Annotated in this window: 30 protein-coding genes and 1 tRNA gene; 28 read left to right on the top strand and 3 right to left on the bottom strand. The window is 65.8% G+C overall.

What is annotated here, in order from left to right; genetic code table 11:
- The first annotated feature begins 68 nt into the window (after positions 1-68).
- The 5 genes from ACODT0_RS38645 to ACODT0_RS38625 all read left to right on the top strand — a co-directional run bounded on the left by ACODT0_RS38645 (position 69) and on the right by ACODT0_RS38625 (position 3,269).
- Positions 69-818, top strand: coding sequence for a LexA family transcriptional regulator (locus ACODT0_RS38645; RefSeq protein ID WP_489043732.1), 750 nt, complete (start codon positions 69-71; stop codon positions 816-818).
- A gap of 13 nt (positions 819-831) precedes the next feature.
- Entirely contained in the window at positions 832-1,374 is a 543-nt protein-coding gene (locus ACODT0_RS38640; protein WP_489043731.1) for a DUF4352 domain-containing protein, read from the top strand.
- 217 nt (positions 1,375-1,591) lie between these two features.
- Positions 1,592-2,005: a helix-hairpin-helix domain-containing protein gene (locus ACODT0_RS38635; protein ID WP_489043730.1), complete on the top strand. Its 414-nt coding sequence runs from the start codon at positions 1,592-1,594 to the stop codon at positions 2,003-2,005.
- A gap of 107 nt (positions 2,006-2,112) precedes the next feature.
- Entirely contained in the window at positions 2,113-2,529 is a 417-nt protein-coding gene (locus ACODT0_RS38630; RefSeq protein WP_489043729.1) for a hypothetical protein, read from the top strand.
- 71 nt (positions 2,530-2,600) lie between these two features.
- Positions 2,601-3,269, top strand: coding sequence for a DUF1828 domain-containing protein (locus tag ACODT0_RS38625; protein WP_489043728.1), 669 nt, complete (start codon positions 2,601-2,603; stop codon positions 3,267-3,269).
- On the opposite strand, the gene ACODT0_RS38620 is transcribed toward ACODT0_RS38625, so the two are convergent.
- Positions 3,266-3,523 (bottom strand): hypothetical protein, encoded by a 258-nt coding sequence (locus tag ACODT0_RS38620; RefSeq protein WP_489043727.1) that lies wholly within the window; start codon positions 3,521-3,523, stop codon positions 3,266-3,268. The two genes, ACODT0_RS38625 and ACODT0_RS38620, sit on opposite strands and share 4 nt — an antisense overlap.
- 203 nt (positions 3,524-3,726) lie before the next feature.
- Between ACODT0_RS38620 and ACODT0_RS38615 the strand changes: the two genes are divergently transcribed.
- The 20 genes from ACODT0_RS38615 to ACODT0_RS38520 are packed head-to-tail and all read left to right on the top strand — an operon-like array spanning position 3,727 to position 12,871.
- A complete protein-coding gene (locus ACODT0_RS38615) occupies positions 3,727-4,074 on the top strand; it encodes a hypothetical protein (RefSeq protein ID WP_489043726.1) in 348 nt (115 codons plus the stop codon).
- Positions 4,071-4,457: a hypothetical protein gene (locus ACODT0_RS38610; protein ID WP_489043725.1), complete on the top strand. Its 387-nt coding sequence runs from the start codon at positions 4,071-4,073 to the stop codon at positions 4,455-4,457. The genes ACODT0_RS38615 and ACODT0_RS38610 overlap by 4 nt, the downstream gene beginning before the upstream one ends.
- Positions 4,454-4,609 carry a hypothetical protein gene (locus ACODT0_RS38605; RefSeq protein ID WP_489043724.1) on the top strand — a complete coding sequence of 52 codons (156 nt, stop codon included), beginning with the start codon at positions 4,454-4,456 and terminating at the stop codon, positions 4,607-4,609. The genes ACODT0_RS38610 and ACODT0_RS38605 overlap by 4 nt, the downstream gene beginning before the upstream one ends.
- Entirely contained in the window at positions 4,606-4,776 is a 171-nt protein-coding gene (locus tag ACODT0_RS38600) for a hypothetical protein (protein ID WP_489043723.1), read from the top strand. The genes ACODT0_RS38605 and ACODT0_RS38600 overlap by 4 nt, the downstream gene beginning before the upstream one ends.
- Entirely contained in the window at positions 4,773-4,910 is a 138-nt protein-coding gene (locus ACODT0_RS38595; protein WP_489043722.1) for a hypothetical protein, read from the top strand. Before ACODT0_RS38600 ends, ACODT0_RS38595 begins: the two co-directional genes overlap by 4 nt.
- Before the next feature lie 10 nt (positions 4,911-4,920).
- On the top strand, positions 4,921-5,769 hold the full coding sequence (locus tag ACODT0_RS38590; RefSeq protein ID WP_489043721.1) for an ERF family protein: 849 nt from the start codon (positions 4,921-4,923) through the stop codon (positions 5,767-5,769).
- On the top strand, positions 5,766-7,400 hold the full coding sequence (locus tag ACODT0_RS38585) for a YqaJ viral recombinase family protein (protein WP_489043720.1): 1,635 nt from the start codon (positions 5,766-5,768) through the stop codon (positions 7,398-7,400). Before ACODT0_RS38590 ends, ACODT0_RS38585 begins: the two co-directional genes overlap by 4 nt.
- Positions 7,401-7,405: 5 nt before the next feature.
- A complete protein-coding gene (locus tag ACODT0_RS38580) occupies positions 7,406-7,975 on the top strand; it encodes a DUF551 domain-containing protein (RefSeq protein WP_489043719.1) in 570 nt (189 codons plus the stop codon).
- Entirely contained in the window at positions 7,972-8,238 is a 267-nt protein-coding gene (locus ACODT0_RS38575; RefSeq protein ID WP_489040693.1) for a hypothetical protein, read from the top strand. The genes ACODT0_RS38580 and ACODT0_RS38575 overlap by 4 nt, the downstream gene beginning before the upstream one ends.
- Positions 8,231-8,992, top strand: coding sequence for a DNA-methyltransferase (locus ACODT0_RS38570; protein ID WP_489043718.1), 762 nt, complete (start codon positions 8,231-8,233; stop codon positions 8,990-8,992). Before ACODT0_RS38575 ends, ACODT0_RS38570 begins: the two co-directional genes overlap by 8 nt.
- 49 nt (positions 8,993-9,041) lie before the next feature.
- Positions 9,042-9,254 (top strand): hypothetical protein, encoded by a 213-nt coding sequence (locus ACODT0_RS38565; protein WP_489043717.1) that lies wholly within the window; start codon positions 9,042-9,044, stop codon positions 9,252-9,254.
- 18 nt (positions 9,255-9,272) lie between these two features.
- Positions 9,273-9,428, top strand: a complete 156-nt coding sequence (locus ACODT0_RS38560) for a hypothetical protein (protein ID WP_489043716.1) — start codon at positions 9,273-9,275, stop codon at positions 9,426-9,428.
- A complete protein-coding gene (locus tag ACODT0_RS38555; protein WP_489043715.1) occupies positions 9,421-10,053 on the top strand; it encodes a hypothetical protein in 633 nt (210 codons plus the stop codon). Before ACODT0_RS38560 ends, ACODT0_RS38555 begins: the two co-directional genes overlap by 8 nt.
- On the top strand, positions 10,050-10,811 hold the full coding sequence (locus ACODT0_RS38550; RefSeq protein WP_489043714.1) for a hypothetical protein: 762 nt from the start codon (positions 10,050-10,052) through the stop codon (positions 10,809-10,811). The genes ACODT0_RS38555 and ACODT0_RS38550 overlap by 4 nt, the downstream gene beginning before the upstream one ends.
- Positions 10,811-10,987 carry a hypothetical protein gene (locus ACODT0_RS38545; RefSeq protein WP_489043713.1) on the top strand — a complete coding sequence of 59 codons (177 nt, stop codon included), beginning with the start codon at positions 10,811-10,813 and terminating at the stop codon, positions 10,985-10,987. Before ACODT0_RS38550 ends, ACODT0_RS38545 begins: the two co-directional genes overlap by 1 nt.
- Positions 10,984-11,457: a hypothetical protein gene (locus ACODT0_RS38540; RefSeq protein ID WP_489043712.1), complete on the top strand. Its 474-nt coding sequence runs from the start codon at positions 10,984-10,986 to the stop codon at positions 11,455-11,457. The genes ACODT0_RS38545 and ACODT0_RS38540 overlap by 4 nt, the downstream gene beginning before the upstream one ends.
- Complete coding sequence (locus ACODT0_RS38535) at positions 11,444-11,716, top strand: hypothetical protein (protein WP_489043711.1); 273 nt, start codon at positions 11,444-11,446, stop codon at positions 11,714-11,716. Before ACODT0_RS38540 ends, ACODT0_RS38535 begins: the two co-directional genes overlap by 14 nt.
- Positions 11,713-12,138 (top strand): hypothetical protein, encoded by a 426-nt coding sequence (locus ACODT0_RS38530; protein WP_489043710.1) that lies wholly within the window; start codon positions 11,713-11,715, stop codon positions 12,136-12,138. Before ACODT0_RS38535 ends, ACODT0_RS38530 begins: the two co-directional genes overlap by 4 nt.
- A 2-nt stretch (positions 12,139-12,140) precedes the next feature.
- Positions 12,141-12,581 (top strand): hypothetical protein, encoded by a 441-nt coding sequence (locus ACODT0_RS38525; RefSeq protein WP_489043708.1) that lies wholly within the window; start codon positions 12,141-12,143, stop codon positions 12,579-12,581.
- A complete protein-coding gene (locus ACODT0_RS38520; protein ID WP_489043707.1) occupies positions 12,578-12,871 on the top strand; it encodes a helix-turn-helix transcriptional regulator in 294 nt (97 codons plus the stop codon). The genes ACODT0_RS38525 and ACODT0_RS38520 overlap by 4 nt, the downstream gene beginning before the upstream one ends.
- Here the strand turns inward: ACODT0_RS38520 and ACODT0_RS38515 are convergent.
- Positions 12,844-14,145, bottom strand: a complete 1,302-nt coding sequence (locus ACODT0_RS38515) for a tyrosine-type recombinase/integrase (RefSeq protein ID WP_489043706.1) — start codon at positions 14,143-14,145, stop codon at positions 12,844-12,846. The genes ACODT0_RS38520 and ACODT0_RS38515 overlap by 28 nt on opposite strands.
- 225 nt (positions 14,146-14,370) lie before the next feature.
- Here ACODT0_RS38515 and ACODT0_RS38510 point away from each other — a divergent pair.
- The 3 genes from ACODT0_RS38510 (at position 14,371) to ACODT0_RS38500 (ending at position 18,314) form a co-directional block, all read left to right on the top strand.
- Positions 14,371-14,444, top strand: a tRNA-Gly gene (locus tag ACODT0_RS38510).
- 143 nt (positions 14,445-14,587) lie between these two features.
- Positions 14,588-15,871, top strand: a complete 1,284-nt coding sequence (locus ACODT0_RS38505) for a PucR family transcriptional regulator (RefSeq protein ID WP_057595721.1) — start codon at positions 14,588-14,590, stop codon at positions 15,869-15,871.
- Between the two features lie 118 nt (positions 15,872-15,989).
- A complete protein-coding gene (locus tag ACODT0_RS38500; protein ID WP_489043705.1) occupies positions 15,990-18,314 on the top strand; it encodes a hypothetical protein in 2,325 nt (774 codons plus the stop codon).
- A 24-nt stretch (positions 18,315-18,338) separates the two neighbouring features.
- Here the strand turns inward: ACODT0_RS38500 and ACODT0_RS38495 are convergent, their stop codons facing one another.
- Positions 18,339-19,460 (bottom strand): AraC family transcriptional regulator, encoded by a 1,122-nt coding sequence (locus ACODT0_RS38495; RefSeq protein WP_082322006.1) that lies wholly within the window; start codon positions 19,458-19,460, stop codon positions 18,339-18,341.
- Positions 19,461-19,553: the final 93 nt, after the last annotated feature.

Raw genomic sequence — 19,553 nt, 5'->3', positions numbered from 1 at the left:
ACATAGTCAGTCCACTAAAGACCGCTGCATACAGTCAACTAAACTATTTAGGTGGCTTAATGCCCGCCATGGCACTAAGCGACAGAATTCGCGAGGCAATGGACGCGTCTGGCAAGACGCCGGCCGAGCTCGCGCGCGACACAGGCAAGACCCCTGGGGCGGTTTCTCAGTGGCTGGACGGCACGATCAAGAGCATCAAGGCAGACACCGCGGCAAGTCTTGAAGCGTCAACCGGATATCGCGCCGGCTGGCTGGCGAATGGCAAGGGCCCGAAGCTGGTGGACAAGGGCGGGGCCTCTGAACTCGCGCTCGAGGCTCGCATGGACTCGGACGAGTTCAAAGAAGCCGTGCTCGTGGACCGCCGCACATCGCTCTACCTGCCTGGATTCGACGGTCTTTCGGTGCCTGTCCTCTCGCAGACCGGCTCGATGGGGCCTGGCTCGGAGCAACTGCCAGACGACGTCGTTGTCGGGCGCCTGACCGTCTCGCCCGACTGGGTTGCGAAGACCATCCGTCCCCTCACCCACCTGAAGAATCTGAGGTTCATTCACGGGTACGGCGACTCGATGGAGCCGACGTTTTCCGATGGAGACATCCTTTTGATCGATGCTGGGGTGCAGGAGCCCAAGATCGATGGCGTCTACGTCCTTGAGGCAAACGACCGGATCTACATCAAGAGAGTGACGCAGCAGATCGATGGCAAGTACGAAATCACCAGCGACAACCCCGCGGTGCGCACGGTGGGCGTCCTCGACGGCTCCAACCCGGTGAGCGTGCTCGGGAAGGTCGTCTTCTGCTGGAACGGAAAAAAAATCTAGGAGTGAGAGCGGCGTGAACAGACGACTGGCATTTGCCTGCCTTGCATCAATCTTCGCTGGTTGCGCCCAGCCGACAAAGGGGCCGGCCTCGACCCCTGTAGCCCCTACGTACACCTGGGGGAGCCCCGTCACATTCAATGGCCTGGTCTTCGAATTTACGGCCGTGCGAAGCGCCGACTCGTTCACCAACTGGCTCAACCAGCCCACTCGTGGCAGCAACTTCGTGATCGTAGACGTCACCATGACGAACACCACCGGTGCGCCGTTGCCCCTCCACTTCCAGCCCATCTTCAGGTTGACTGACGACACTGGAGCAATCTACGACCCGGCCGATGTGCACACGGCAATGATCAACATGCAAAAGCCTGGTCGCACGGCGATCGGGCAGACGATCAACCCCAACACTCCAACTCGCAGAGAGATTGTTTTTGAGGCCGCGCGCCGCCCCTACCAGCTCATGGTGATAGTGCCCAATCGCGCTCGCGTGGCTTTCGCGGGATCAATCGAATCGCGCGGGCCTTACTTCCTGCTGGACATGCGCCAACTGCTGAGCTGATGTCTCTCGTGAGGGGCAAATGATCCGAGGCTATGAGTTCGTGGCCACTCTGCAACTTCGCACACCCTTAAGGGCATTGGTACACCACCGGGTCTACGTAGATCGGGATGCCCCCGTCCCTTACTCTCCAAGATACGGTTTTGAGGGCGTGTGGTCGCCGCGGACCGCAACTTTCCGCGAGCTCGGCATTGACATTGACGAACTTCCGATCGGTGACATGGCCTCAGAGATCGGCCCCGTCCCAGCCGACGGAGGCGAGTTCCTCGTCTTCCTAAAAGCCGTGCGCATGATCGTTGAGGGGGGCGAAGGTCTCCTGCGCCGCCGCGACATGCTCAAGGCTTTCCTCCGCACGGACCATTGGGCTGGGACGTGCGGCAAGCTCGGCGGCCGTCAAGCGATCGTCAATCGGTTCTTCCCGCCGTTCCTTGAGACGGTGAAAGGCCTGCCCTCAACCGCTATCGCCGCACTCTGGGAAACGGGGCTGACAACCCCTGCGGCGATCTCTCAAGCGGCAGACTCGCGACTGACTCAGGCGCCAGGGCTTGGGAAGGCCCGCATTGCAGTCTTGCGAACGGCCTGCCAATCTGCCGACGACCCTGCTTCAGAGTTCGTCGATCTGGTTGAGCGGTGACGCCCCTCAGCGAGAGCCAGATACCTAGAGCCTAAGCCTTCAAACGACAACCTGTCACCGCACACGCAATGGGCCAACGCTACTCGTACACCCAAGCGCTAGGAGCAATGAGCACCCGAAAATTGGTGCTCCAAACGACCTCGTGGCAGGCCCGACCGAACCATGCCGGCAGTCGTGTTTTGGTGTGTCCGCTGATGGATGAGCAGCAGATCACGCTGCCCGGGATGACTGTGCGCCTCGAAGTGAAGGCGCCAATCATCACAGACGCTTGCTTGATGCTCTACACGCTGATGTGGCAGTCACCGATGTTTGAACCAAGGCTTTACCAACTCGAGATCTGTCCAGCCCAGAAGAAGAGCCATGTCGATGATGCGCAGGTGATTTTCGGCCCGCACGAGCACGTCGGGGATGCGACCTACCCAGTCACTGAGAACTGGATAAACTGCAATGACTGGAACGCTGGGCTCCAGTGGTTCTTGCTTCGATGCAACATCACTGCCCCCTCCGGCATCCCTTTTCCATGATCAGCTGCAGCTGGGCACACTCACTGTCGCGCTATGACTGCCGAGAGGTCCGAGGCCTCCATGGCGGAGCCGTGCTTGAAGTGGCCACGCCCTTCGCGTTTTTTGACGGTTCCGCGATTGTTCTTTACATCGCGGAAGAAGGGCAACAGCTCTTGATCTCAGACAACGGCGACACCGTGATGCACCTGATCTCAATGGGTGTGGATATCGAACACGGCGCTCGACTGAACAAGCTGCGCGATGTTGTTTCTTCTTTCGGGCTGACACTGTCAAAAGTCGGAGATTTTCGAAGGATGGTCTCTGCTGAAAAGGCGCCGTTTGCGTTCGCGCAGGCGGTTAGCGGCCTGCTTGCGGTTTCAAATTGGGCTAGCGCTCAAATGAACGAGCGCGCGCCTCTTCATGACCTTGCCGCGGAAGCCGAACCGTTCATCGTCGCCAGGAACCCCGCTGCATACTTCCTGCGGCATCCAGAGGTAAGCGGCGCATCGGGCTCTTTGCACAAATTCGACATGCGGCACGGCACCGATCTGATCGACGTGATCCCGCCTAAGGCTTCGAGTACGGGCTCAGCGCTAAGGAAAGCCGGCGACGTACAGAATGGACCAGCAGGCATGGATCTGCATCCGCTTGTCATCGTGGATGATCGCAAAGACGCAGAGCGCGCGATGCACGAAATTGGAATCCTTGGATCACTCACTCGAGCTATGCCTATGAGTGTGCTGATGCGCCAGGTTCATTAGTCACCGCATCCTTCGCGCTCCAGGAGCGCTCGCAGCACCGCCTCAAGCGTTGGCCAACTGCCGAACACCAGCGCTTTGTCACGCGCGTCCCAGCGCCCTCCCGCGGCCTTGAGCGCCTTCGCGATTTCACCTTTCGCGCCCTGCACTGCCGGCCGGCTGCGACCAAGCGAGATCGGCGGGACTTCGCCCACCCGAATGCCCAGTTGCTTGCCGAGCTCTTCCGCAGGCTCGCCCCAGCGTGGCGGCCGGTCCATCACCCAGCCCTTGTCGGGGCTAGCGCTAGGCGCAGCCGGCCGATCTTGTCGCCAGCAAGGTTTGTTATGTCCATCGGCACATGATGCCGGGCGATTAGTTTAGTGGACTATACGGTTATTGTTTAGTCCACTTGCTATCGGCAATTTAGTTCACTAAACTTTCTCCATGCGCTGCGCCCCAGCAGCAAACCATGGAGATGAGATTGAACGCTCCCAACTTCGCAGAAGTCTTGCGCCGGCCGATGCCAGAGCAAGAGTTGCAGCTGACGGTCGACCTGGTGGACGAGCGCCGCGGCTGGAAGGTCGGTCGCAACTTCTTCGGCCGCTCGATCGACAAGACCTCTGACGCAGGCGACCGCGAACACAAGCACCGCGCCGCCGATGCGCGCGCCGCTTTCATGCGCGACCTGTCCGCCACGCAACTCGGCGACATCGCCTGCGATGACGACCTGCTGGCTGCTGTGCGCACGGGCAATCCCGTCTTCATCGGTGCTCGTCTGCTGTCCCTCGTGGAAGAAGCTGGTGATCGTGCTTCGAGGAGGTCCGCATGAGCGCCGCGCACACGCCGGCGGGTCTGTACGGGAGGCCCGGCGTCCGCGCCCGCGACGGCTTGGCTCTCAGCGCGGTGGATTGCCGGTCGGGTGATGGCGACTGCGCCTTCCCTGGCTGCGGCTGTCCTGCTGCCGCTCCCCGCGCACCGGACCTTCTGACGGCGGCCCGTGCTGTCGTCGCGATGACCTACCACGAGGCACGCAACGCAGATCGCGCCATGCGGCCCAAGCTGTATTGTCAGTGCGACGCGCTCAACCCGTGCTGGGACAACCGCCCCGATGACGTGCCGGGCAAGCACTGGGGCGGCGGGCCCGCCTGCGCGCACTGCAACCTCCGCGCCGCCATCGCCAAGGCCACCGGCCAGGAAGGCGGTGCCAAGTGAGCACGCCCTACATCACCGACGAAGAAGCAGTCGCAAAGCTGCGCGAAATGGCGCGTGTCACCACGCCCTACAGCGCTGAGTTCAACGCTCTGTGCAAGGCAATCGGCGTGCTGCAGAAGCGCATCGAAGACCGCAAGGCGGTTCCGGCATGAACAAGCTCAAGCACACCGTCGTGACCTGGGCGCTGAGCATCGCCGCCTGCTTCGTGCTTCTGTTCCTCTGCGCTTACCTCGAGCACCAGCACAGCGAGACGGAGACGCAGTTCCTGACCGAGCTTTCGGTGGTGGATGCGATCGCCGCCGAGGAGGCCGACCAGTGAACGACCTCTACAGCCCCATCGGTGACTACGCCGCCGACACCGAGAGCCGGATCAGCGCCACCGCTATCGCGCTCTTCGCCATCACCCTTCTCGTCGCCCTTGCTGGCGGCGCCTTCTCTGTCATCTATCCCTGAGACGAAGACCATGAACACCGCAACCGCTGAACTGTCACTCGACCTTGTCGACACCGACCGCCATGGCTACAGCGCCCCCGCACTGCAGTCGAGCCGCGAACTCGCCGCGCCGACCACGGGCCCCATGGGCAACGCCCTCGCCTTCCTCAAGGCCGGCGGCACCATCGACCAGATGCGCGACATCCTGGCGCTGCAGCGCGAGTTCGAGGCCGGCGAAGCCAAGAAGGCCTTCGTTGCCGCGATGGCCCAGTTCAAGAAGAACCCGCCCAAGATCCTCAAGGACAAGCGGGTCTACTTCGACGCGAAGAACGGCGGCGCGGCGACCGACTACTGGCACGCCACGCTCGGGAATGTGGCCGAGGCCATCATCGAAGGCCTCGCGACGGTCGGCATCAGCCACTCGTGGAACCCGCAACGCAAGGGCGACCGCGTGCACGTGACCTGCACGTTGACGCACGAGCAGGGCCACAGCGAATCCGTGGAGCTCGACGGCCCGCTCGACTCCAGCGGCAACAAGAACAACATCCAGCAGGCGATGTCGACGGCGACCTACCTGTCGCGCTACACGCTGCTGATGATCACCGGTCTAGCTGTCAAGGACGAGATCCTGCCGGACAACGACGGTGCACACGGCGCAGCCACCCCGCCGCCGCCCCCACCTGCTCCGCCGGCCCCGCCCGCCTACCCGCAGGAGGGCTTCGACAAGAACCTGCCCGCCTGGCGCAGCCTCATCGAGAGCGGCAAGAAGACCGCCGACCAGATCATCGCGACCCTCTCCACGAAGGGCGCGCCCTCCGATGCCCAGGTCCAGACCCTGCGCTCGATCAAGTTCAACGTCCAGATGGAGCAAGCAGCATGAAGACCCTCGACCTCGCCCAAGGATCGCCCGAGTGGAAGGCCCATCGCGCCACGCACTTCAACGCCAGCGATGCGCCGGCCATGATGGGCTTCTCCAAGTACAAGTCGCGCACGCAGCTCATGCACGAGCTCAAGACCGGCTTGTCGGCCGACGTTGACGCAGCTACGCAGCGCCGCTTCGACAGCGGCCACCGCTTCGAGGCACTGGCACGCCCGCTCGGCGAACTGATCATCGGCGAAGACCTGTATCCCGTCGTCGGCACCGAAGGCGAACTGTCCGCATCCTTCGACGGCCTGACGATGGATGAGTCGATCGGCTTCGAGCACAAGACCCTGAACGATGCGCTCCGCGCGGCCATGGTGCCGGACTGCACTGGCACCGACCTCCCGATGGAGTACCAGATCCAGATGGAGCAGCAGTGCATGGTGTCGGGTGCATCCCGCATCCTGTTCATGGCGTCGAAATGGGCGGACGACGAGACGCTGATCGAGGAGCGTCACTGCTGGTACGAATCGAATCAGCATCTGGCCGACGACATCGCCGCAGGCTGGGCCCAGTTCGCCGCCGACCTCGCCGTCTACGTGCCAGCCGAGAAGGCAGCCGCGCCTGTTGCCCAGGCCATCGAAGCTTTGCCGGCCCTGGTGATTCGCGTCGAAGGCCGCGTGCTGAGCAGCAACCTCGACGCCTACCGCGAAGTCGCCCTCGCGCGCATCGAAGCCGTCAAGACCAAGCTCGAAACGGATCAGGACTTCGCCGATGCCGAGGCGACCGTGAAGGCCTTCAAGGAAGGGGCTGCAAACCTCAAGCAGGCGAAGCTGGCAGCGCAGGCCGAAGCCCAGAGCATCGATGAAGTGTTCCGCGCGGTCGACTACATCGTCGATCTGCTGGACGAAAAGCGCAAGGAACTCGACAAGCTGGTGACGGCCGAGAAGGAACGCCGGCGCGGCGACATCGTGGCCGAAGGTGTCATCGCTCTACGCAATCACATCAACGGCCTGAACGAGCGCCTCGGCAAGGCCTACATGCCCGCCATCGCGGCCGACTTCGGCGGCGCCATCAAGGGCAAGAAGAATATCGACAGCATGCGCGATGCGGTCAGCGTGGTGCTCGCGAACGCCAAGATCGAAGCCAGCGCCACGGCCGACCGCATCGCCGCGAACATCAAGCACATCGAGGCAGAAGCGGCCGACCACTCGTCCCTGTTCCCGGACCTCGGGGCCATCGTCCTCAAGCAGCAGGACGACTTCGCGGCCCTGGTGCAGTTCCGCGTCGCCGACTTCAAGGCGAAGGAAGAGAAGCGCAAGGCCGAAGAAGCGGCGCGTCTGGCAGTCGTCGAAACGCCCGCCGCCGCTCCTGCTGCGGTTGCGGCTACGGCGCCGGCCGTGATCCCGATGCCGGTCCGCGTTGCCGTCGCGCCGGCGGTGGCCCCAACGACTGCGCCCACGCTGAGCCTCGGCAAGCTGGGCACGCGCCTCGGCTTCAACCTGACGGCTGACTTCCTGCGGTCGATCGGCTTCGAGCCCGCGGGCCGCGAGCGCGCTGCAGTGCTGTACCACGAGGCCGACTTCGCGCACATCTGCGCCGCCCTGGTGGCTCACATCGAGTCGGTGCAATCGAAGCAAGCGGCGTGACACCCATGCCCTCCCCATCCCAATCTCTGACCGACGTCATCCGTGCTGCTGGCGGCATCGTGCACAGCGACGGCAACATCTTCTTCACGAGCCACGCGCAGTTTCAATCTGCTGTCGAAGCCCTCTCCCGCCCCACCCCACCAGAAGCGCAGGCAGGGGCGGACGAGGATCTCGCACTCGACCTTCTGGAGCACCTGTTCGATGCCTACGAGAACGGCACGCAGTGCTACGAAGACCCCGACGGCCTGACGGGCTTTCTCGGCAACGCCATTCGGCTGGACGACAAGACCTTCCACGCTTGCGCGGACCTGCTGAACCGGCGCCGACCAGTCAATGGAGAGCGTGCCGCCCCCAAGGCTGTGGCGCAGGGGCAGGGGTGGATCGATGTGAAGGAGCAGATGCCTCCGTACATCACACACATCATTGCCCACGGCCGGCAGTACGGCGACCGTCAACGTGGCCGTCGCGTCTACGTGGCCTACACGGGAACGCGCCCTCGCGAGACGGTCGAGGACGGGGATATCACCCACTGGCAGCCCCTCCCCTCCTCCCCATCCGAGGAGAAGAAGGCATGAGCAAGGTGCACACCCCAGAAGCCCCGGCGTTCGCCGTCGGCGACAAGGTCGTCACTCTCGTGGAATGCGAGAACGACCTCACCGATGACGGCATGGGCGTCGAGCTCTGCGCTCGGAAGGGCGAAACGCTGATCGTGCGACGCGTGTCCTTCGGTTACCTCAACTGCATCTCGGTCTCGCACGAGCACATCACGGACCGCGCGTTCTGCGTGTCGCCGGATGAGATTGAACTCGCCTCTGCCACGGGAGCCCGCCATGGGTGAGCGGGAGATGCTGGACGGCCGCATTCGACTCCTGCGCGGGGATTGTCTCGACCTCCTGCCAAGCGTGCCGGACCAGAGCATCGACCTTGTGCTGGCCGATCTTCCCTATGGGACCACGCGCAACAAATGGGACAGCGTGATTCCGCTGAAGCCGCTTTGGGCCGAGTACCTGCGCGTGTGCAAGGGCGCCATTGTTCTGACGGCGCAAACGCCCTTCGACAAGGTGCTCGGCGCATCGAATCTGCCAATGCTGCGCTACGAGTGGATCTGGGAAAAGACACATCCCACAGGCCACCTGAATGCGAAGAAGGCACCCATGAAAGCACACGAGAACGTGCTCGTCTTTTACCGCAAGCAGCCAACATACAACTTCATCAAGACCGGTGGCCACCAGCGCAAAAGCGCAGTGAAACGGCGAGATGCGACGCCCACCTACGGCCGCCAGCAGTTCGACGCCATCGGCTACGACTCGACCGAGCGCTACCCGCGCAGCGTGCTCAAGTTCGCCAGCGACAAGCAGAAGTCCAATCTGCACCCCACGCAGAAGCCGGTCGCGCTGATGGAGTACCTGATGCGCACTTACAGCAACCCGGGCGACGTCGTGCTCGACAACTGCTTCGGCAGCGCGACCACGGCCGTGGCCTGCATCAACACTGACCGTCGCTTCCTCGGCATGGAGAAGGATGCGAGCTACTTCCAGACCGGAGTTGATCGCGTTCGGCGGATCACCGATTTTCAGCTGGAGGCTGCATGACCAGCCGCGCCGCAGCATCCCTGACACCCGCACCCGAGGGAGAGCGGAGGTGAAGCGCTTCCGCTGGACCCGCGCCAAGTACCGCAAGGCCGACCATCTGGCGCGGTTCTTCGCTCGGTTTCTCTACAACCTGTCGGACGAGAAGCCCGCTCTGCTCGAGCGCTACTTCGAGCTCTGGGAGCGCCACCCGCAGGGCATCGACCCGCTGACCGAGCCGCTTCGCTGGCGCCTCTCGCGCTTCACGGACGACATCCCATTTTGACCGCACAAGGAGAGAACCATGGCTAAGTACGAAATGATCCCCTGCCCCTTCTGCGAAGGAACGGGCCTCGATCCGGCTGGCGACCCGGACGGCGGCGTGTGCGACTGCCCGGAATGCCAAGGCATCGGCGAGGTCGAGATGGACGACGACGAAGGCGAGGTGGCCAATGGCTGACACCACCGATCCCGCCCTCCAGACCGTGAAGCCGCAGGCCGCTATCGATGCGCGCGAGCAGGAGATCAATGCTTGCGCGCAGCGGGGTTTCAACTGGGAAGCCTACTCGGCAGGCCGCGAGGATGAGCGGCGCACACTTCGGCCCATGTCGTCCGCAACAGAGGACGACCACTCGCCAAACTGCGACATTCTTTCGGGCGGTCGAGCCTGCAATTGCGGAGCCACTCCCTTCGCAGTGGCAGCGCAACCGCTATCGCCCGCCTCGCGCGACGCCGCCCCGGCACCCGCTGCGGCTGGGGGAGTGACGGATGCATTTACCGCCGCCTACATGGCCGCGTGCAAGGGGCGTGCGCCAGACCACAATGAAATCGGGCTGCACTACTTCCGGGCCGGCGCCGCCCTCGCGCAGCCCGCGCCCGTGCAGCCCCACGAGGAACGGATGGCGCTGACCGAGGAGCGCGACAACCTGCGTCGCGCATTGGAGGTCATCGCTGTTGGCGACTCTAAGGACCCGGTCCGCGATGCCGGTGACGAGCTCGTGGCGTTGGGCTTTTGGGATGGCAAGGCACTTGAACAGCATCGCGCAAAGGCCGCGCCCGTGCAGCCTCCGAAGGAGCAAGCATGAGCACGCTGACCCTGAACCTCGATGACCGCCACGACGAGGTGCTGACCTCGCTCGCGGCCGAACAGGAGCTGAGCAAGACCGCGCTGATGCGGCAGGCCTTACGCCTCTACCAGACGGTCCACATCGAACTGAAGCGCGGCCGTCAACTGGCCTTCCAGAATCCGGACGGTTCGTTCGTTTCGATGGTGATGCTCGGCGGCCCCATGGCAGCAAAGGCCGCGCCCGTGCAGCAGGAGGCGGCGGAGCCCGGCGGTGTCCTGGGGCTCATCGAGACGCACCCGAACTACGTCGCTGGTTTCAAGGCCGGTCATGCAGCTGGTCGCAAGCGCGCAGCACTCACGCCCCCGGCCGTGGCAGCACCTGCTGCGGCCGCCACGGAGCAGCCCATGCAGGAGGCTCCGCCGGTAGGGACAATTTGCTGGCTCCCGTTCTACGAGTTCAATAACTGGTTTCGCTGGGAAGGCATTCCGGGTTCGTTTCAAGAGCAGTGGCTCAAAGAAGGCAAGGTATTTCGCACAGAAGCCGAGGCACTCGCCGCACTTCAGGCATCGGCAGCACCTGCGCAAGCGGGGGAGACGAGCCGAGAACCGGTCACGGTCGTGGCGTGGCAGTGCCGCGCTCCTGTGGCGGGGTTCGGCTTCAGCTACGTGGATACGCCCGAAGAGTGCGCGGCGCTCGAACGCAATGGTTGGACTTGCCGAGCTCTCTCCCACACCGCCGCCCTCCAGGCATCGGCAGCGAAGACGGGGGAGGTGTGATGGCTGACCCGATCCGCTGCTGCGACGGCTGCAAGCGCTCCGTTGCCGATCAGTCCGAAGCCGAGGCCAAGGCCTGGGCCTTCCTCGAGATCTCGAAGCGCTGGCGCTGCCCGTCCTGTGCGCGCGAGCTGGCGCAGGCGAATGCCGCGCACGCTGCCTCAAAGGACCCCGCATGACCCCCTTCGAGGAAGTGCCGATGCCGGAGCCGGCTGGATTCCGCACTCGCTTCCGCAGCGAGCCCGGCATGATCGGCCACTACCCGTGGACCTACGCGGACTCAGAGCGCCGTCGTCGCAAGTACGACCGCCCCGAATGCGAGTACGAAGACCTCTACACAGCCGACCAGCTCCGGGCCTACGGCGACCAGCGTGCCAATGCGGCGCTGGAGCAAGCCTACGACGCCATGTTCAGCCTCAAGGGCGACAAGGTGACTCGATTCGATGCACAGACCGCCATTCGGAAGCTCAAGAGCGATTCGCCCACCGCGCGCGAATGCCCCTGGACTCCAGACGCCGACGGCTACTGGAAGACCGCATGCGGCAAGAGCCACGCCTTCACCGACGGCGGCCCCGCAGAGAACAGCCACCGCTTCTGCTGCTACTGCGGCGGGGGGATCACGAAGGAGAACGGCGATGCCGGCAACTGACTTCACCGAGACAACCAATAAGGTATCGCGTGCCGACGGCTATGGCCTTCTGGCGCACACGAGCAAGGACGGCGAACGCTGGTTTTATGGTTCAGTGCGCACCCCGCACGGATTCGTGAAGATCCACTCCGAGGAGCGCGTGACCAGCATGTCGCTCATTCATGACGGCTACGCAGTGACTCGCGTATGGGAGCGCGGCTTTCAACATCGGGCCCTCGTCACCCTCGCCCGCCGCTTCGCAGAGGAGATGCGGCCATGACCCACGACATCCACGCCGCCTTCGAAGCGAAGTACAAGGCAAGCGCTCAAGACCCGGCCGTAGCTGAGGAGCTGCGGCGATTCACCGATGGATGGGAGGCACGGGACGCGGCTCGAGCCCAAGCGGTCGGTCCGGAAATTCAGGCGATCCACTTCGCAATGAAGGCCCTGCCGGAAGACTGGAAGCCGGCCTTCGGGGAGATCAAGGCAAGCGTCGGCATCTTGATGTACCTCGCCGCCACAAACCCCGAGGCCATCACCACCATCCTCGCAGCCCTTGAGGCACGGGACGCAGAGATTGCGGCGCTCAGGGAGGATGCGGAGCGGTGGAGATATTGGCTGCCCTGGATGCGGCAGCTCCAACGCAAGCCATTCGATCTCGCCCGCACGATCCACAACATCGACCAAGTCCGGAAGGAATAGTCATGACTGATTCACATATCGCTTTGGCTCGAGAGGTCGTCCAGATCGCGCAGGATGGCCTGAGTTCCACCTACGGATGGCAGGGAGACGCTCCTGGCGCTCAAGAGGCAGCGTGGGCCGCGCATAAGGAGGAAACGGCTCGCCGCGTTGCTCTGCGCCTCGATGCGGAATTCGGCCCTATCCGAGGCCTACTGTTCGGCCTCGTGGAACAGTTGGACGATGGCGACGACCAGGCGCCCGGGCACTGCCACGCGAAGCCCGGAATCTGGGACGAGCACAACGGCGAGAAGTCCGGGACGCCGTGCGCGCTGTGCGCCCTTTGGACCTTGGCCAAAGGCTATGCAGCATCGCCCCAACCCAAGCCACCCCGCTACCCCTCCACCGAAGGGCAGCGCATCGCTCGGCAGATCAGGGAGGGGAAAGAGAAGGGAGAAAAGGGATGACAGCAGCAGTCCACAACCTCGAACGGCCGAAGAAGCCAGCGACGGCGCCGATCGTGCACATCCGGCCGCTGTACCTCGCCCGCCCCGACGCTGCTGCGTTCCTGGCCATCTCGGAAAGCACGCTCGACAACCTGGTAGCCCGCGGGGATCTGCCGAAGCCGCGCAAGCTGAGCGCGGGCCGTACAGCGTGGCTGGTGGAAGACCTCGAGAACTGGGGCCGCGAGCGCCCCGAGTCCGACCTTCTGCCGCCGAAAAACAGCGGCTACGGCAGGGCCGGCGCTCCGGCCTGACGCGCGATCACCTCGAGGCGCTTCGCCAGTTTGGTCAGCCAAAGGCGGCGCTCGGCATCGTAGGTGTGAGAGTTGTAGGTGCTCTCGATCACGGGCGGCAAGTGGCCGAGGATCGCTTCGGCGACGTCTGTCGGGCACCCCAGGGCGGCCAGCATCGTGCGGCTGGTGCGCCGCAGGTTGTGCGGCGTCCAGCCCTCGACCGGCACTACCAACCCTTCGCCGGCGCGCCGCTCCACCTTCTTTGAGTACGGCTGCAGCCCATAGATGTAGGTCGAGAAGTCATGCTGCGTGTACTGCTCGCCGCGGACGTCTTCGAACAAGAGGCCCGACTGCCCGACTGCATCGAGGCGGCGCATGACGATCTTCAGCGCACGGCCGGCCAGCGGCACGCGAAGGTCGACGGCCTGAGCTATCCGGACGTTCTTCGTGGCCTTCTTCGGCACTGTCCACCACCAGCCGTCCTTTTCCTCCACCAGGTGCTCAGGCCGCATGGACAGGATCTCTGAGCCGCGGGTGCAGGTCCAGAGGTACATCTGCATGGTGTCGCGGCCGAGCTCGTGCATGTTCGGCAGCCAGACGAGCAAGGTGCCCAGCTCCGCGTCCCGCAGCACCCGGCGCTGCTGCCCCTGGTGCTCGCCGCCGACGATCTTGCCCTTGCTCTTCAGCTTGCCCTTCTGGACGGCCGGCCACCAATTCGGCACGTTCTGATCCAGGCGGCCAGAGTCCAGCGCGCGAGCCCAGGCGGCGCCGAGCATCGAGCGTAGCTTTTGAGCGGCGGTCGGCGTAGCTTTCCGCGCCTCGAGCAGGTCGAAGCACGTCGCGCGGGTGACCGCGGCTGCAGCTGACTCGGCGAAAGCCGGCTCCTCCTCAAGCAGCCGCTCGAGCGCCCTCCGAGCCGACTTGGCGCCCTCCTCCTTGCGCTCCTGCTCAAGGTGGCCGGTGATGTAGTCCCCAACCAGGTCGCGCACCGTGAAGACGTTGGCTGCCGCAGGTTCGGGTGCCGGCTTGCGCTTCTGCCGCTGGTGATCCTTTGGGTCAATCCCCTCAGCCCGCAGCTTGCGCAACGCATCCCAGGCTGCCGCCGCCTCTGGCGCCTTCATGCTGGGGTACTGGCCGATCGCTGTCTGCTTCATCAGCCCGGTGGCCGGCGACTTGTAGCGGTAGGTCCACGTCTGCTTCGAGGCCGTGGCCACGAGCCGCAGGCCGTCGCAGCCGTCGACAACGAGGTGCTCGCCAGGCTTGAGCAGCTTGGCGGCGCGAGCGTCAAAGAACATGGACCTATACTCCGTGCTGTCGTCGGCGAGCAGGCATGCTCTCGACGGGTAGGCCCGGCGTAGTTCTTCCCCAAAACTTACGCCAAAACCTACGCTGAGGAGCTAAGAGTATAGGGGTGAGGCTGGGTTGATTTGGGAAACCCGGCGCCCGTCGAAAGGCGGAATTCCCTCGATAGATCAGGCACTTAGACGAAAAACTCGTTGCGAATCAACGGGTTGCGAAATGCGGGTGTAGTTCAATGGTAGAACGGCAGCTTCCCAAGCTTCATACGAGGGTTCGATTCCCTTCACCCGCTCCACACCCCTGACCCCGGGCCGCGCAACGCGGCCCGTCGTGCTTCTGGCAAGCACTCTTGCGCCCGCTCTCCTCCCCGCCCGACACTGGCGGCCAGCCGCCATCCGAGCGGCACGGCACGAAGAGATGGATGGAGACGAATCCCGCATGGAAAACTCGCCCACGCCCGAGCGCATGAGCCTGCCCGCGATGGAACCGCTGTCGCTCGGGCTGCGCGGACTGGTCCGCGAACTGCGCCGCGACAGCCCGAACCTCTCGACGCGCATGCTCGACACGCTGCGCGGCAGCATTCCCGAATACGGCGCGCTCGGCCAGGCGCTCGCGCATGACGTCTACCGCGTCGGCCTGCGCAACGCGGAACTCTGGTACGACGCGCTGCTGATCCGCGACAAGCCGCACGACGACGACCTGCAATGGATCGGCCGCTTCAGCCAGCGCCGCCACGCACAGGCGCTCTCGCTGTCGGCGCTGCTGCAGGCCTACCGCACGGGCACGCGCGTCTACATGGACGCGCTGCTCGCGCACGTGCGGCCGCATCCCGCGCTGTGCGACGAGGTGCTGTTCCGCGTCTCGCCCTTCCTGCTGTACTACAGCGACCTGCTGAGCCGCACGGTGAGCGATGCCTACCTGGCCGAGCACACGCGCGAGATGCGCTGGAAGGCGCAGATGCAGGCCCGGCTGGCGGCGGCGGTGTTCGATCCGACCTGGGTCGGCGCCTTCGACGACGCGGCGCAGGCGCTGGGCATCCAGGCCGACCAGCCGCACGTGGCGCTGGCGCTGCGGCCGATGCCGCTGGAGCCGACCACGCCCGAGGCCGGCGAGCGGGTGCTGGAGGCGGTGGCCGCGGCGGTGCGCGAAGACCTGGGACCGGTCGCGCTGGCGCTGCATCGCGGCCACTGGGTGGCCTGGCTGCCGGCGCCGGCCGGCGAAGCGGCCGATGCGCGCGAGCGCCGGCTGCTCGCGAGCATCGAGCAGGCGATGCGGCTGCGCCCGAGCATCGAGGCGGCGGGCCTGGGGCTGCCGTCGCAGGGCGCCGCGGGCTGGCGCGGCAGTGCCGAGCAGGCGCTGGCCGCGATCGAGATGGGGCAGCGCCTGCGCCGCAACGACGCCAGCTTCTGCTATTCCGAATTCGCGCTCGACACGCTGATGCGCCAGTCCTCCGAGGTCTCGGCGCTGTGCAACGAGATGATCGCGGCCCTCGCGGCCGAGCCGCCGCTGCTCGAGACGCTCGAAAGCTACTTCGACCACCGGCAGAACCACAAGGCGACCGCGGCCGCGCTTGGCATCCACCGCAACACGCTGCTGCACCGGCTCGCGCACATCGAGTCGCTGCTCGGCGCGCGGCTGGACGACATGGCCTGGCTCTCGCGGATGTACCTCGCGCTGCGCCAGCGCCGCCTGGGCCGCGGCGCCAATCCGTCGCTGCACTGACCGCGGCCGCCTTGTGCAGATGCACAGCCCGGCAGGGCACCTTGCCAATGGCGCGCGCGGCAACGCCTCCGTAGAGTGCGCGAGCCGCATCCCAACAACACGACGGAGACGAACACCCATGCCGATGCCCGACCGCGCGCAGGCCCCTGCGCGCCCACCCTTCCCCCACCCGACCCGCTGGCGCACACTGGCCGGCACCGCGCTGCTGGCCGCCGCGGCGGTGCTCGCCGGCTGCGGCGGCGGCAGCGGCGGATCGGGCCTCGGCTTCGCCGGCCTGCCGCCCGCCTCGGGACCGGGCACCGGCAATCCGCCGTCCGATCCGCCAATGCTCGCGAGCATCGATGCCCAGTTGCCCGCCGGCACGGCGGACACGGCACAGCGCTGCGACTTCCTCGATCCCGCGCACTGCATGCTGCCGTTTCCCAACGACTACTACACGGTGGCCGACGCCAGCACCGACACCGGCCGCCGGCTGAATCTGCAGACGGCCTCGATGCCGCGCAGCGAGGTGGTGCGCAACAAGCCGATCGACACCACCGAATGGAACCGCAACGACGGCTTCTCGCCGGGCGCGATGATCGTGACGCGCGTGCCGGGCGTGGACCTCGCGCGCACCGGCGCGCCGAGCATCGGCGATCTCTCGGCTTCGCTCAAGGTCGACGCGCCCGTGGTGCTGATCGATGCCGACACGCTCGAGCGCAAGCTGATCTGGGTCGAGCTCGACAAGAACAACGTCAGCGCGCCCGACCGCCAGAGCCTCAATATCCGCGTGGCGAAGAACCTCGAGTGGGGCCATCGCTACATCGTGGCGATGCGCAACATGAAGGATGCCGCCGGCAAGACCATCGAGGCCGGGCCCGCGTTCCGCATCTACCGCGACCGCCACGAGAGCGCGCTGGGCTTCGTGAACGATCGCCGAGCGCACATGGAGAGCATTCTCTCGACGCTGCAGCGCGCGGGCGTGGCGCGCGAGCCGCTCTACCTGGCCTGGGACTTCACCGTGGGCTCGCAGCGCAGCATCACGGGCCGCATGCTCGCGATCCGCGATGCCGGCTTCGCGGCGCTCACCGACGGCACGCCCGGCTTCAAGGTGACGACGGTGCAGGACCTGACGCCCGCGCAGGACGCGCGCATCGCGCGCCACATCGAGGGCACGCTCACGGTGCCGAGCTTCGTGGCGGCTCCCACGGCCGGCACGGCCGACATCACGCCGGTGATCGCCGCCGTGGCGCCCTACCTCGGCGGCGGCGCGCTGTCGGTGCCGGCCGTCAAGGCGGCCTTCGACACGCTGGGTGACCGGCCGCTGCCGCTGGAGAGCTTCCGCTACGCCTCGGCCTCGCCCGGCGTCTACGACACCCCCGTGTGGGACGGCCGCTCGACGCTCACCGTGCCCTTCATCTGCAACATCCCGCGCGCGGCGCTCAACCCCGACGGCAGCATCAACCCCGCGCGCATCTCGCTGTACGGCCACGGCCTGTTCGGCAAGCCGACCGAGGTCAATGCCAGCAACGTGAAGGACATGAGCAACGAGCACAACTTCGTGTTCTGCGCGACCAACTGGTACGGCTTCTCGCAGACCGAGATCGTGCCGTCGGTGTTCGGCTTCTTCGACCTGTCGAACGCGCGCGTGCCCTTCGACACCACGCAGCAGGGCGTGCTCAACATGCTGATGCTGGGCCGCGCGATGCAAAGCGCCAAGGGTTTCGGCAGCAACGCGGCCTTCCAGATGGGCACCACGCCGCGCAGCGTGCTCGACACCAGCGAGCTGTTCTACGACGGCAACAGCCAGGGCGGCATCCTCGGCGGCATGCTGATGAGCGTGGCGCAGGACATCCACCGCGGCGTGCTCGGCGTGCCCGGCATGAACTACTCGCTGCTGCTCGAGCGCAGCGCGGACTTCCCCGAGTTCGCGACCATGGTCTACGCGGCCTACCCCGACAGCCTCGACCAGCAGTTCATCTTCTCGCTGTGGCAGACGCTGTGGGACCGCGCCGAGGCCAGCGGCTATGCGCAGGCGATGACCGACAAGCCCCTGCCCGGCACGCCGGCGCACAAGGTGCTGATGCACGTGGCCTTCGGCGACCACCAGGTCACGATGTGGTCGGCCGAGGTCGAGGCGCGCACCATCGGCGCCAGGCTCTACTGCCCGGCCACGGCCAGCGGCCGCCATCCCGACGCGGTGCCCTACTTCCAGCTCTCGTGCATGGACCTGGGCGCCGGCGGCTACGACGGTTCCGCGATGGTGGTGTGGGACAGCGGCCCGGGCCGCCTGCCGCCCCCGCCGCAGGACAACCTCGCGCCCACGGCCGGCAGCGATCCGCACGAGGATCCGCGCGCCACGCCGGCCGCGCGGCAGCAGAAGTCGGAGTTCCTGCGCAGCACCGGCAAGGTGGTCGACGTCTGCGGCGGCGCGCCCTGCCGCTCGGCGGCCTACGCGCCCTGAAGTCGTGAAGGGGACGCGGCGCGCTCAGGCCGCCGCGCCCTCGCGGTACGCGCCCGCGGGCTTCGCGGGCCTCGCCTCGCGCGCGAAGCTGCGCTCCATCGCTTCGCCGCCTTCGCGGTAGTCGCCCGGCGTACCGCCGGTCCAGCGCCGGAACGCGCGGTGGAAGGCGGCCACGCTCGAGAAGCCGAGGTCCGAGGCGATGGCGATCAGCGGCTCGGAGCCGCGCGTGAGCCGCTCGATGGCGACGTCGCGGCGCAGCGCGTCCTTGATGTCCTGGAAGGTCGCGCCCTCGGCCTGCAGGTGCCGTACGAGCGTGCGCGCCGACAGGCCGAAGGCACCCGCCACATGGGCGATGTCGCAGTCCTCGCCGAGCCGTGCCTGCAGCCAGCCGCGCACGCGATGCGCGGCGCTGTCGGCGCTCGGCGGCACGAACAGCCAGTCGAGCGGCGCGCGATGCAGCAGGTCGCGCAGCTCGAGGCCGGAGCGGCGGCGCACCGGCCGGTCGAGGTACTTCGGGTCGAAGACCATGGCCGTGACGGGCTGCCCGAAGCGCGCGGGGCCGGGGAACATGAAGAGGTAGTCGGCGGCATCGTCGGGCCGCGCGAAGCCGAAGTCGATGCGCTCGAGCTCGATGCGCGCGCCGATGATCCACGAGCACAGGCCGTGCACCAGCTTCATGTGCAGCTCCTGCACCAGGCGCGCGCTGCGGGCCTGGCGCGGATAGGCATCGATGCGGATCACGGCCTCGCGTTCGTCGCGGTGCAGGGTGAACACCGAGCCGTCGTCGAGCACGCGGTTGAACTGCATCCATCGCTTGATGGCGACCTGCAAGGTGGGCGCGTCGAGCATCAGGATGCTCAGCACCTTGAGCGTGCCGCAGCGCAGCGGCCGCGCATAGAGGCCGGGCATCTCGTCGTCCATGTGCAGCGCCACGCTGCGGAACAGCTCGGCGAACTGCTCCTCGGTGACGCGGCCGTGCCGCTGCGCGAGCAAGGTGGGCGAGATCGTGGCCAGGTGCAGCATGCCGTGCAAGGTGGGCGCATCGATCGGCAGTCCCTCCAGAAAATCCCTGACGTACGAGATCGGCAAGGTGGGCCGGCCCGCGAAGTTCAATGAAACGGATCTCGCTGCAGGAGGCATGTGCATGGCGCGATTGGCAAATGAAGTTGGCGCGATCGGAGAACACGGGATCGCATGCGCTGCATAGAGTGAAGCCGACGCCGTGCGGCGAGGGCTCGA

The organism is Variovorax sp. FG153 (assembly GCF_057809595.1).
The sequence above is the reverse complement of the archived record's forward strand: the minus strand, read 5'-3'. Positions and strand labels throughout refer to the sequence as shown.